This is a genomic window from Hungatella sp. SL.1.14 (assembly GCF_024460495.1).
Lineage (GTDB): Bacteria > Bacillota > Clostridia > Lachnospirales > Lachnospiraceae > Hungatella > Hungatella hathewayi.
This window is the reverse complement of record NZ_JANFYJ010000042.1, coordinates 16,162-28,740: the sequence shown is the minus strand read 5'-3', so window position 1 is coordinate 28,740 and position 12,579 is coordinate 16,162. Positions and strand designations below refer to the sequence as shown.

Here is a 12,579-nt window from a genome sequence, read left to right as displayed (position 1 = left end):
TTGTCAACCACTTTTTTCATTTTCTTCAAAACTCTCTCAGCGGTCAGGCCGGACGTTTTTCGGAAAAGTTTGCCGCCGTTTTCAGCGGCGAGGTATATCATACCAAAGCATTTGACAAAAGTCAACATATATTTTGTATTTTTCTATTTTTTTTTATAATAGCCATAATTGCATATTTTTATACACAATATATGGTGTTTTTTTCTCTGCTGTACACAATAGTATCATTTTTATCACTGCAGAGATCCCGGAGCCGCAGGAAATCTGCTGCTCCGCCCGGACCCCTTCCTTTCATCAGAACCGCAGTCCCCTTCTACAGATCAACAGTGTATTTATAACGGTTTCCCGGATAATAACAGACAGAGTACTCGAATACTAGTCCGTCTTTTCCGCTGGTATGCAGTGTGGGGAAGTCTTCTCCCGGCAGAAATGTCTGGCGGGTTCGTTTAAATACCGGCATTTGAGCATCTATTTCCAAAAACTTCTGAACTTCCAGAGAAGGCAGCGCCGCCTCCAGCGTATCTCTTCCCCTCACAATTCGTATCTCATGGACTTCACTTAAATATTTATACAGTGATTCCATGTAATACTGACTGTCCATGGGAAGTTCCACGAGATCTCTCATATAGGTAATGGTATATACCAATGGCCTCCCCTGCACACTGCGGACCCTTGTCAGACAGTAACACTGATCCGTTAAGGGAATCTGAAGCGCCGACGCCGCGGTTGTCCCCGGCATAATCTTCTCCATCCGGCAATAGGTCGTTTCCATGGTGATGTTATGCTGCTTCATCTCATCTGTAAAGCTGATGACGCTCTTCATATGCTCATCAATCTTCTCGTAAATGACCTCAGTACCGATTCCTCTGGAGCATTTGATATACCCGGCCTGGGACAGGGCCGCCATCGCCTGTCTGACCGTAACTCTCGAGATCTCATACTGATCCATCAGCATCTTTTCTGTAGGAAGAAAGTCCCCCCGATTATATTCTCCCCGCTCAATCTGCATCTTAATAATGGATTCAAGCTGGGAATAAAGCGGCGGAGCTCCTTTTTCATGGTTTAACATATTCTGCCCCCTCCTTATATACTATTTTAATGGTTCAAGACAACAAACGGCATCAGTACGGCGGCGGATCCAGCCAATCCGCCTGCTTTTATTTTGTTCCGGTATCATCTGACCTTCGTTCTGCTTTACACAGGCGTTTTTCATAAAGTTATAACATTATGATATTAAAATTTAATCGCAAAAACAAGTCTTTTCGCAGGACCTTTGTATTTTTGTTAATTTTAGTCAAATCATCTTGTGCACTTGTTACAATGGTATTCTGAAACAACGGCGGAGGGACAACCGATTCCTGGTTGTCTCTCCGCCGCCTTCGCAGTTAATTCCATGCAATTGTTCTATCAGGGTTACGTTCCCAGCAGTTCCTTAAGCTGCTGGATCAGGGTTCCGCTTCCTGCTACCGATATATTTCCCACCTGAGTACAGATTCTCTCCAGGCATTCCAATTCTTTTAATTTGTAAAGTGTCTTGTTCTCATCCATCAGCTTCGCGGTATTTAGCAGCGACCGGGTGGATGCAACCTCTTCACGCCGGGTAATCACATTGGCCTGAGCCCTCTTTTCCGCGATCAGTACCGTATTCATGATATCCCGAATCTCTCCGGGAAGGATAATATCCTTGATACCGATGGTCTGGACCTCCACACAGTACTGCTCCTGCTCTTCCCTCATACGCTGTGCCAGAAATCCGGCAATGGCTTCCTTCTGTTCCAGAATCTCATCCAGGCGGTAGCGGCCTATGTATTCCCGCACAATCAGCTGAATGCGGGTATAAAGCTGGTTTTCTACCCCCTTAATGGTCTCCACCAGCCGCCTCGGGTCTGCGATTCGGTATGTAGCGGTCAAATTCAGCCGGATTCCAACCCGGTCTGCCGTCAGAATTTCCTGGCCGCTAATCTCCAGTTCCTTCATCTTTAAATCCACGACGCGGCATAAAACATCCCTGGCATACAGCCAGTAATAATACGTTCCGGGCCCCAGCTCATCCGTCAGAATATTATCCTGATACAACAGCCCCTTCTCCCCCGGCAGGATCTCAATCTTCTTATAATACTGCTGGTCAATCAGACGCAAAAGGCTCTTTTCGACAGTCCGATCCATCGCCGGCTCTCTCATATCGATCATGCGAAGCTCACACGGTTCCCAGACATTCCAGTATGCAGCCTCCCGGTCTGTTACAACCGCACTCGCTGCATGGTTTATATACAGGACTCCCAGCTGCCCCTCCGGTACTTCCGCTATCGTTACACGACTTAAGAACACTTTGTCCTCCTTTAATACCTTCAGTGGAACCTCCTTAAAGCTCACTCTTCCCCGCATCTCTTCTATTACAACTTTATATCCCATACAGGCCGGATAATAGTATGTTCCGGCAAATATCATTTTCTGATAACAGCCATTTTTTATGACAAACCCGCACTGGGTCTGATTGATATGAATACGCATATGATTTTCCTCTTTTCTTCTTCCTCCTGCGTCCCTTACCATAGACGGAATTTCTTTTACGTGGGTTGAAACACCGGATCACCGCATGAAAAAAGCGGGATGGGCTTTGGCAGATTCTTCATTTGCCGTGACAGAACCGGAGGCGGCTGGCAGCGTACAACTCGCCCCCGCATAACCGGCCGATCAGGGCTAAACTTTAAATCAGCGGAAGCCGCCTCATCGCAAGGCTCTTTTCATGCCGGCTTCGGACTTATGGGAATTCCTGCTTCTCAGGCTCCCGCGTGGGACATGCCTTACTTTGTGTGAAACCACACTCCGACAAGTCAGTCCTGCGTCTGCTTTCGCAGCCATATTTCCTTCAGCCCGGCAATCCGGCTTTCTCTCCATCTTTTTAGGGACACTTGACAGGTGTCTAATGATTGCTATACCACTTAGCTACTGCCTGAAACAGGCAGACGGGATTCGAACCCGCGAACTATCATCCTCCGATGGCAGTTGCCTGCCGTTTCGGCGCTATCATAAACTGCGGCATACCGTACTGCAGCGCAGCCGGCACCATCTGGCTCTTACGCCATGATTTCTGCAGCAACGATCCATTTGATCCGGTGTGGTTCCCAGTCCTAACCTTTCACCACACCGACCGTCTTTAACTTTTTGACCGGGACGACCAGATCTTTCTGCTGATCCATCACATGGTCTATATCCTTGTAAGCGAACCGGCTTTCCTCGGCCACATCAGACTTCTTCATTTTTCCCAGAACCACGCCCTGGGCCTTTAAGTCATTTATGACTTCTTCACAGGAAAATTTCTCCATTGCAGCCTTTCGGGAATAGGCCCTTCCCGCTCCGTGAGACGAACTTTCGAAGCTCTCCGGATTTCCTTTCCCCATGACTACATAGCTGTAGGATCCCATCGCTCCCGGGATTACGGCCATCTCACCGTTTCCGGCTCTCGTCGCCCCCTTCCGGTGAACCCATACCTCTTTTCCGTAATGTGTCTCTAAGGAGGCGTAATTATGATGACAGTTGATATGTTCCGTAAATTCCATGGTTGTATCCAGATACTTTTCCACCTTCTCAGCTACAATTTCCAGAGTTTTCTCCATCATACGCTTTCTGTTTTCAAATGCGTATTCCAAAGCCAGGTTCATCCACAGAATATAGTCCTGCCCCTCTGCACTGTCCACAGGAAGAAATGCCAGATGGTACGAATCCGGGACAGCGCTGTGCCACGCGGAATTCAACTCCCTTGCCCTCTTGTGAAAGTAATCACAGATTTCCTTTCCAAAATGGCGGCTTCCGGAGTGAATCATAATCCCCAGATATCCATCCTGATCCTCCTGGAGTTCGATAAAATGGTTGCCGCCGCCCAGCGTACCGATCTGGTAAAAGGCATCCTCGATCAGCGGAAACAACGCTTCATTCTTCTCATAATCGGAGGCGTGTTCCAGACACCGGTCCAGAACCTCCGATTCCTGTCTCTTCTTATATGAATTATAACCAACCGGGATATTTCTCATGATCTCTCCGGTAATGGCCTGGAACATGGTTCCATTACCGGTCATAACAGGTTTCATATCCTCTGCCTTTATATTGGTGGAAACAAAATTCATCCCACAACCGATATCGACGCCTACTGCGTTTGGAATGATGACGCCGTCTGCGGCAATGACTCCTCCGATCGGCATTCCTTTTCCCTGGTGGGTATCGGGCATCAGACACGCCCACTTATGGATAAACGGAAGCTGTGCCAGGTGGCGCGCCTGTTCCAGACAGCCTTCCTCTGCTTCTTCTATATTTTCCAGCCAGATTTTTACCGGCTTATTCATCTGCTCTTCTTTCCATGTAAACATAATCTCATTCCCCTTTTCCCAGGACTCCCGCCTGTTTTATGAATTGTTCTCTGTTGTGACTTTATCTTACCAGTATTTCCTGAAGGAATCATTTAAAAAAGGGTGCGAACCTGGTGACATAAGGAAAAAATGGAAGTATAATCATTTTTAAGGATTGGCTCATACCGGAGTGTGGCTGAAAATTGCTTTCTGACAGCTGCTCTGAGGAATGAATGTTCAAACACGCTCTGGTGCTCTGGGCAAATATCAAACACCTGATCCACCATGATTTACGCAAGGCAGCCAAAGAATACCCAAAGAAAGTGACGATACCATGAAAGAATTTTCAGAACTTGTGAAACGGTTCGACCGGATCCGTACCTATGTGAGGGATTTCTACGTATATGGTTTTAAAACCCGTGAAGACTACAGCGAGGGCAGCGGACGCACCTATGACAATGAGCGCCGGCGGATTGAAAGCTGGTTTTCCCCCTACATTCACAGCGAGTACAACGAGGAACGGAAAAAAACAGTGGCCATCATCGTCCACAGCAACCGGATCGCCGTCAACCCGCTGTTTTCCGTCTGGAAATCAAAAAGTTTTACCTCCAATGACATCATGCTTCATTTCTTTATACTGGATTTATTCGGGAATGGCAGTTTTTACACAGCAGACGAAACAGCGGACGAGCTTCAGAACCGGTACGGAATCCTCTTCGATTCCCAGACGGTACGAAAAAAACTGGTGGAATATGAGTCTTTGGGAATTTTAAGTGTAAGAAAGGAAGGGCGAAGGCTGCTTTATGGGAGGCTGGAGAATTGCTGCGGGAATAAAGAGAATGCCTCCTCAAATCAGCATTGGGCGGGCCCGGCGGAGGAACTGACACGGTCTCCCGGTTTCATTGACATGGTCAGTTTTTATCAGGGATGCGCCCCCTTTGGCTTTATCGGCAGCACCATACTGGATAATCTTCAAAAGGAAAATACCGTGTTCCGGCTCAAGCACGATTTTCTGGTTCATACGTTGGAAGATGAAATTCTTCTGGAGCTCCTGCGCGCCATGAGGGAACATAAGGAAATCAGACTGGAAAATAAGAGTGCCAAGACAGGCCGGACGGAACTTACAGAGGGGGTTCCCCTGAAAATTCTGGTGAGCACGCAGACAGGCCGGCGCTACGTCGTCGTTTATCAGACAAGAACAAAACGCTTCTCCAGTTTCAGGCTGGACTATCTCCTGTCGGTGAGCCTGTTATCGTCAGAAGAAAAGAGCCTGGAGGCGCAGTATGAACAGCACAAAAATGATCTGGAAAAGAATCTGCCAAAGACATGGGGAGTCTCCTTTGGCGACGGCCGCAGAAAAGAGCGGCTGGAAATGCTTTCCTTCACCCTGTCGCTTAATGAAGAACGGGAGGCCCACATCATCAGCCGCCTGGAACGGGAGGGCCGCGGCGGTACCATAACGCGGCTGGATCACGGTGTCTGGCGCTATACCCGCGAATGTTTTGACTGCAACGAGCTGATGCCGTGGGTCAAAACATTTACCGGACGGATCCTTTCCTTTTCCTGCTCGAATTCCATGATAGAGAAGAAATTCTTCCGGGATATGGAACGCATGGCGAAAATGTATGCGGAAAGTCCCCCTCATGTACATTCGGCGGAATGTGCGAAAAGTCCCCCTCATATACATTCGGCGGAATGTGCGAAAAGTCCCCCTCATATACATTCGGCAGATCGGGAGGTGAACAACGATGGAGCCTGAACTGTTTTCTGAAATCTACAACTGTTATTTTCTGGTCGTACGCCGGATTCTGGACGAGGCCGCAGAACAAGGTTTGTCTGAATGCGACTTAAACCGCATTGCGGATACATACGGATATGAGGAGAGCGCACTCTCTATCGTCCCAAAGCTGGTAAGCGGAGAATGGAATTTACTGGAAAGATCCGGGGAAGGCAATCCCGGCAGGCCGCTTTTTCGCTCCCGTGTAAAAGCGCCGGCGCCTCTGCCTCTGACTAAGCTTCAGCGTTCCTGGCTGAAAGCAATATCCGCTGATCCCAGATTTCGCCTGTTTTTTACCGACGAAGAGTGCAGGGAACTGGATCAGGCCTTAAAGGATATTCAGCCCCTGTTTTATCCGGAGGACTTTTCCTATTTTGACCGGTATTCGGACGGAGACGCCTATACGCTGGATTCGTACCGGCAGCATTTTAAAACAATACTGGAAGGAATCCGCGAGAACCGGATACTGGTTATCGATTACTTTTCAGCAAAAAATCATCTGACTGCCTCCCGCTATCTTCCCTGCCGGCTTGAATACTCTGCCAAAGACGACAAATTTCGTCTTATGGCTGTCCGCGTCCGGAATGATAACAGCTTAAGCCGGCTGACGATTCTCAATCTGTCAAGGATCATGCGGATTCAAGACACTGGTTTATCCCTGGAAATCCGCCCGGATATCGACGCATATTTAGAACACGCCCTCTGCCAGGAGCCTGTGCTTCTGGAAATATCCAATGAACGCAACGCATTAGAACGGACCATGCTTCATTTTGCATGCTATCAGAAACGGACGGAAAAGCTGGGCGATTCCGGTAAATATCTCTGCCGGATTTATTACAGCCGGGACGTGGAAACAGAACTGTTAATACAGATTCTCTCCTTCGGACCGGTAGTAAAGGTGCTGGGACCTGATAACTTTCTGAAACAGGTGAGGGCGAGAGTGGAAATGCAGCAGCGGCTGTTGAAAATGTGTTGAAAAGTTTATTTTACATTAAAAAGGAACTTGAAAAAAAGTCCCCAGTGTATTCATCATACATTTCCCCCTTCGCTTATTCCCGTGAAGGCAGCAAACCAAATGTCCTCAACAGCATTGCCATCCAGCTGCTGTCCGCGGAGTTTTCAGTTCCCGATTTTTATCCTTTTTATAGTTATAAAAGGAGACAGGCGATACGCTAACCCGCATCGCCTGTCTCCGTCTTATATCCTATCCCTTATAACAATCCAGCGTAAACCAGAACTCCACTCCGCCTTCCACATTTCTCACTCCGCAGGCCTTTCTGTGGGAGTCCATGATAGCCTTTACGATAGACAGCCCGATACCGCTGCCGCCATACTCTCTCGTATGGGATTTATCCACTTTAAAGAACTTCGTCCACAGATTCGGAATATCTTCTTCAGGGATGTTATTCCCCGTATTAAACACAGTTACGAGCGCTTCCTCTCCGTTATCCTCCACCGTGATCACTATCTTTTTCTCGCCTGCCAGATGGTTCAGTGCATTGTTTAGATAGTTCGTCACCACCTCTTCGATCTTGAACTCATCCGCACACACATACACAGGGCCGCAGTCCTCTAAATGTACATCTGCTTCCTTCTGCTGTATCAGAATACCGACCGAATTGATTACTCCGCGGATTAAATCGGTTAAGTCAAACCGGTCCATGACCGGGGCGTCGTTGCCGGCTTCCAGAGCTGACAGGGTCAGGAGCTGACGCACCATCTTATTCATCTTATTGGCCTCATCCATGATGACTTCACAGTAATAATCCCTGCTCTCCGGGTCTTCCGCCATCCCTTCTGTCAGACCTTCCGCGTACCCCTGAATCAGGGCAATGGGCGTCTTCAGTTCATGGGATACATTCGCAATGAAATCCTTTCGCATCTCATCGACCTTGATCTTCTCCTCGATGTCCTGCTGCAGCTCCGTGTTGGCCGTTCTCAGCTGGCCGATGGTCTCCTTCAGCGTATCGGACAGCCGATTCATGCTGTTGCCCAGCACGCCGATCTCATCCTCCGCCTGACCGGTGTATTTTGCGTCAAAATCGAGATTTGACATCTTCTCTGACAGATTGGCGAGCTGAAGAATCGGGGAAGTAATCTTTTTCGTGGCAAAATATATAAATAAGCTTCCGACAAGCAGAGCCGCGATCCCCACATACGCCAGGAAGCGGTTAGCCAGCTCCACACTCTCCCGAATGCTGGCCAGCGGTGTCGACATCAGAAAGATCGTCTTGTTATCTGAAAAATATCCCCAGCTCTCCAGATAATAGGAATCGGAGCGCTTGTCATACGTCTTCTGGATAAAATAGTTATCGTGGGTCTTTAAAATGCTGACCTTCGGCATATTCTTTCCAAAGATATACCCCTGAACCCGGCTGGATAAGTAATCCCGCTCCCCCGTATTAGAGATCAGGACCTGATCGGTGGCGCTGTCCATCAGCACAATATTCATATTGTACTTCTCGCCAAGGACCCGGAATAACTGCTGGATCGGCCCCTCGTTCTCTCGGTTGGGATCATAGGTGCTTTTAAAGTATTCAAAAATATCGGTGCCCTTCTGTTCGGTTTCCGTAACGATCCGGTCGATTCCCGTATATGCCTTTTCCAGTGTGGCAACCTTGTCCATGGTATAAAAGCTTTCCAGGAACCAGTTATTCACACACCAGGTGGCAATCAGCACAAATGCCATCAGTCCCACGAACACCATGGCAAACCGGGCTTTTATGGAATGTCTCATTCACTCACCTCGAATTTATAGCCCATTCCCCAGATGGTCCTGATGTAATCCCCTTTCTCTCCCATCTTGCTCCGGAGCTTCTTTACATGGGTGTCGATCGTCCTCGCATCGCCGAAGTAATCGTAATTCCACACATTATTAAGAATCTTCTCTCTCGAAAGGGCAATTCCCTGATTCTCCACAAAATATGTGAGAAGTTCGAATTCTTTATAACTCAAGTCAATATTCTGTCCATCGATCGTAACCTGATGGGCTGCTTTATCGATACGGATTCCTCCGATCTCGATCAAATCAGAGGAGACGGCGTTGCTTCTTCTTAAGATCGCCTCCACACGCGCCACCAGAATCTTCGGGCTAAACGGTTTGGAAATATATTCATCCACACCCAGATTAAAGCCCTGCAGCTCGTCACGCTCCTCACTTCTGGCCGTCAGCATGATGATCGGAACCTGGGAATACTTTCTGATAGTCCTGCAGGTCTCCCAGCCATCCATCTTCGGCATCATCACATCCAGAATAATCAGTGCAATATCCTTCTGCTCGAAAAACAGATCCACCGCCTCCTCGCCGTTGGAAGCTTCAAGCACTGAAAATCCCTTTACACTCAAAAAATCCTTTACCAGTTTTCTCATTCTGGCCTCGTCATCAACTACTAATATCTTCAACTGTTCCATGATAACCTCCTGAACTGAAATCATACAACTTATCTCTGTTTATTATTGTAACAAAACGGTCAGATAAATTCTACAGTTTCACAGAGATTTCACATAAATGGGGACAGTTCATTCCCCGCCAGGCGCGCCGCAGTCCGGTTCGGCCGGGTCGGCTCCGTCAGTTATTCCTCCGCGTTCCTCAAGGTCCTCCTCGCTGCATCTGCCAGCGCCATGCTGATCACCGATCCGGCCAGCACGACCACCCATGGCCTGTCGGAAAACAGTTCAAAGAGCCCTCCGTACAGTGCCTGTCCAACGGGAAGCGCACAGACGCAGATCGTGGATACAAACGCGCCTGCCTTTCCCAGTAAATGAACCGGGGTACTCTTCTGTATAAAGGTCTGTGCCGCTATGGTAAACATTGCCGCACACGCCATTCCCGTCATAACAGAGAAGAGAAGAACCGCGTAGACTGCCGTATCCGGCGCCCCGGTCAGCAGAATTAAAATCACCGGTATTAAAAGCAGCGGCGTTCCCATTAAAAAAAAGTGGGACTGCTTAAACTTAATCTTCTTCCCAGCCAGCCCGGATAAGAGACCTCCGAGAATTGATCCCAGCCCGAGAGCCGCTTCAGCGAATCCATAGGCCTGTGCAGACATTCCAAGATATATTTTTACCAGATACGGCAGACCGATGATGAAAAGTGCAGACAGGAAGAGATTGATTCCCGCCACAATGATAAGCAGCTTAAAAAGACAGGTATTTTCTTTGATTAAGTAGAGCAGAGCCTCCTTTAAGTCCAGAAGAGCCGTGCGCACAGGAGAAGCTTCCGGTGCCCTCTTATCATGCGGAATCCGCAGAAACAGCTCCATCACAGCCGATAGAAAGAAGCAGACCGCACTGGCCGCCAGTATCGGCTTCACTCCCCCGATCCCGTAGAGCATACCGGCTAAAATCGGTCCCAGCAGTCCTGCAAGGGCCTGAACCTGCATCACAATCCCGTTAGCCGCCATCAGATGCTCCCGGGCTGCCAGAAGCGGAATGCTGGCCTGAACCGCCGGCTGATAAAAAGCCTGGATCAGAGTCAAAAGAATCATAAAAACTGCAACTGCAGCCAAACTGCCGGTACTTCCGAAGATCACATCGTAGCTCACAATCATTCCCGCAGTCACGAAATCCAGAATCGTCATAATCTTCTGTTTCGGAAGCCGGTCTGCCAAAACTCCGCCGAAGGGCGACAAAACCACAGTGGGTATCATGGATACAGCCAGGATGGTACCAAACACGGCAGCCGATCCCGTAACATCCAGAACGTATAATGACAGTGAAAAACGCAGAATCGAATTACCGAACAAAGAAATTATCTGTCCCAGAATCATAATGGAAAAATCTCGTTGAAACAGGCGTGAATTCATATTTTATTCTCCTCATTTTTAATACCGACGGTTGGTATGTATCTTTGTGAAAAAGAAGGGCGGAATTAAGCCCGCCCTGGCTGTTCTTTCATTACTTCGTCATAATACCCGATTATGGCTTCCTTAATGCGTTCATCGATCACCGGAAGTCCCATCTTTTCGCAGAATTCCTGAAAATAATCGATTTTTATAAGAAAGTCCTCTCTGTTTTCCGCAAACATTCCGATCCAGACATTCATCAGGATCATCATGGTCTCAGACAGTTCCTTCGGCCTCGTCACATGTATGGAGCCATCACGGATTCCCTCCTCGATCAGCTCTGCAATAAATGGCGCGGAATCTCGTATGGTGGAATCCAGAATCAGGGTACGAAGCCGCGGATTATCTTTGTTGGAATACGGCATCAGTTTATCCAGCTCAAATTTCTTCTTATCGGTAAACAAGAAGCGTAGAATCTCCTTAAGCTTTTCCAGACCGTTTAGCGATGGATCCAGCCGTATATCCATAAACCATTCAGCCTCATCGTAGTAGACATCGGTCAGCCGGTCCATAATTTCTTCCTTGGACTTAAAGTGGTGATAAACCGCTCCCTTTGACATTCCCAGCGCATTCACAATATCCTGAATGGTCGTGTGGTCATACCCTTTCTCCCGAAACAACGTGCGGGACACATCGAGTATCTTCTGAACCGTCTCCTCCGGATACTTATTACGTGCCATACGCTCTCCTCCTTTTACATACATACCGTCGGTATGTTAATAATAGCAGAAGAAAGTTTAAATGTCAACCCCCGTCATTTCCGTCATTTCACGAATCTCCCGCTCCTCTCAGCAGTTCCCCCATCTCTTTCAGGGAGAGATATACGCCATCAGGGACTACCTCCGCTCCCTCCAGATCTTCTCTTTTCGTTTCCCCGGTCAGCACCAGCATTCCCATGGCGCCATTGTTCACACCGGCAGCCACATCCGTGTACAGACGGTCGCCTACAAATGCGATTCGCTCCCTGTCCACGCCGGTCTTCTTCAGAATCATATCCACGGTTTCAGGAAACGGCTTTCCAACGTATCTCGGCTGCTTCCCTGTAGACAGGGAAATCGCTGCACAAAACGCGCCGCAGTCCGGGATAAACCCGTCTTCTGTGGGACAGTTGATATCCAGATGGGTCGCAAGAAATTCAGCTCCGTTTCTGACATAGGTACATGCCCGCTCCAGTTTTTCATAGGTAAGCGTCAGATCGAATCCAATCACCACCACGTCCGCCATCTCCTGTGTCAGACGGATTTTAGCCTCGCGGAAGCTCTCCTCCAGCGCCGGTGTTCCAACCAGATATACGGACCGCCCCGCATAACAGGTCTTTAAGTACCGGATCATCACATCCCCGGAGGTCATGATCTGCTCCCGGCCGATCTCACAATTCATTCTCTTCAGTTTTTCCAGATAGACTTTGGGCGACCGGGAAGAATTGTTTGTAAAAAATAAGTATTTACGCCCGCTTTCCTCTACCGTCTTTAAGAAGTCCAGCGCTCCATCCAGAATCCGGTCTCCCAGGTAAAATGTCCCATCCATATCGAGGACAAATAATTCTGCTTTTTCAAGCAGTTCCGTTCTCTGTTCCTTCAACAGCTTTTCCGCCTTCCCGCATGTAAAGTAAATT

The 12,579-nt window shown here is 48.4% G+C and carries 10 protein-coding genes; 2 read left to right on the top strand and 8 right to left on the bottom strand.

The window, feature by feature from the left end:
- Positions 1 to 313: 313 nt before the first annotated feature.
- From NE473_RS28160 to NE473_RS28150, 3 genes are all read right to left on the bottom strand, one after another.
- Positions 314 to 1,069, bottom strand: a complete 756-nt coding sequence (locus tag NE473_RS28160; RefSeq protein ID WP_055652339.1) for a GntR family transcriptional regulator — start codon at positions 1,067 to 1,069, stop codon at positions 314 to 316.
- Positions 1,070 to 1,413: 344 nt separating this feature from the next.
- On the bottom strand, positions 1,414 to 2,511 hold the full coding sequence (locus NE473_RS28155; protein ID WP_055652341.1) for a slipin family protein: 1,098 nt from the start codon (positions 2,509 to 2,511) through the stop codon (positions 1,414 to 1,416).
- 620 nt (positions 2,512 to 3,131) lie between these two features.
- The gene (locus NE473_RS28150; protein ID WP_055652338.1) at positions 3,132 to 4,364 is read right to left on the bottom strand and encodes an RtcB family protein; all 1,233 of its coding nucleotides are present in this window, start codon (positions 4,362 to 4,364) and stop codon (positions 3,132 to 3,134) included.
- Between the two features lie 313 nt (positions 4,365 to 4,677).
- On the opposite strand from NE473_RS28150, the gene NE473_RS28145 reads away from it, so the two are divergent.
- Together NE473_RS28145 and NE473_RS28140 are read left to right on the top strand one after the other, a co-directional pair.
- On the top strand, positions 4,678 to 6,102 hold the full coding sequence (locus NE473_RS28145; RefSeq protein ID WP_081035054.1) for a WYL domain-containing protein: 1,425 nt from the start codon (positions 4,678 to 4,680) through the stop codon (positions 6,100 to 6,102).
- Positions 6,092 to 7,096 (top strand): WYL domain-containing protein, encoded by a 1,005-nt coding sequence (locus tag NE473_RS28140; RefSeq protein ID WP_055652337.1) that lies wholly within the window; start codon positions 6,092 to 6,094, stop codon positions 7,094 to 7,096. Before NE473_RS28145 ends, NE473_RS28140 begins: the two co-directional genes overlap by 11 nt.
- 228 nt (positions 7,097 to 7,324) lie before the next feature.
- Here NE473_RS28140 and NE473_RS28135 read toward each other — a convergent pair whose 3' ends face one another.
- The 5 genes from NE473_RS28135 to NE473_RS28115 form a co-directional block, all read right to left on the bottom strand.
- Positions 7,325 to 8,857, bottom strand: a complete 1,533-nt coding sequence (locus NE473_RS28135; RefSeq protein WP_006775385.1) for a sensor histidine kinase — start codon at positions 8,855 to 8,857, stop codon at positions 7,325 to 7,327.
- Positions 8,854 to 9,531 (bottom strand): response regulator transcription factor, encoded by a 678-nt coding sequence (locus NE473_RS28130; RefSeq protein ID WP_022030837.1) that lies wholly within the window; start codon positions 9,529 to 9,531, stop codon positions 8,854 to 8,856. The genes NE473_RS28135 and NE473_RS28130 overlap by 4 nt, the downstream gene beginning before the upstream one ends.
- 161 nt (positions 9,532 to 9,692) lie before the next feature.
- Entirely contained in the window at positions 9,693 to 10,925 is a 1,233-nt protein-coding gene (locus NE473_RS28125) for an MFS transporter (protein WP_055652336.1), read from the bottom strand.
- Positions 10,926 to 10,990: 65 nt separating this feature from the next.
- Entirely contained in the window at positions 10,991 to 11,644 is a 654-nt protein-coding gene (locus NE473_RS28120) for a TetR/AcrR family transcriptional regulator (protein ID WP_039892379.1), read from the bottom strand.
- Between the two features lie 88 nt (positions 11,645 to 11,732).
- Entirely contained in the window at positions 11,733 to 12,545 is an 813-nt protein-coding gene (locus NE473_RS28115; RefSeq protein WP_172682315.1) for an HAD-IIA family hydrolase, read from the bottom strand.
- Between the last annotated feature and the right edge of the window lie 34 nt (positions 12,546 to 12,579).

Excerpts from the sequence above, each read along its gene's own strand:
- NE473_RS28150 (WP_055652338.1), bottom strand. The coding sequence starts at position 4,364 with ATGTTTACATGGAAAGAAGAGCAGATGAATAAGCCGGTAAAAATCTGG.
- NE473_RS28160 (WP_055652339.1), bottom strand. The coding sequence starts at position 1,069 with ATGTTAAACCATGAAAAAGGAGCTCCGCCGCTTTATTCCCAGCTTGAA.
- NE473_RS28145 (WP_081035054.1), top strand. The coding sequence starts at position 4,678 with ATGAAAGAATTTTCAGAACTTGTGAAACGGTTCGACCGGATCCGTACC.
- NE473_RS28140 (WP_055652337.1), top strand. The coding sequence starts at position 6,092 with ATGGAGCCTGAACTGTTTTCTGAAATCTACAACTGTTATTTTCTGGTC.
- NE473_RS28130 (WP_022030837.1), bottom strand. The coding sequence starts at position 9,531 with ATGGAACAGTTGAAGATATTAGTAGTTGATGACGAGGCCAGAATGAGA.
- NE473_RS28135 (WP_006775385.1), bottom strand. The coding sequence starts at position 8,857 with ATGAGACATTCCATAAAAGCCCGGTTTGCCATGGTGTTCGTGGGACTG.
- NE473_RS28120 (WP_039892379.1), bottom strand. The coding sequence starts at position 11,644 with ATGGCACGTAATAAGTATCCGGAGGAGACGGTTCAGAAGATACTCGAT.
- NE473_RS28155 (WP_055652341.1), bottom strand. The coding sequence starts at position 2,511 with ATGCGTATTCATATCAATCAGACCCAGTGCGGGTTTGTCATAAAAAAT.
- NE473_RS28125 (WP_055652336.1), bottom strand. The coding sequence starts at position 10,925 with ATGAATTCACGCCTGTTTCAACGAGATTTTTCCATTATGATTCTGGGA.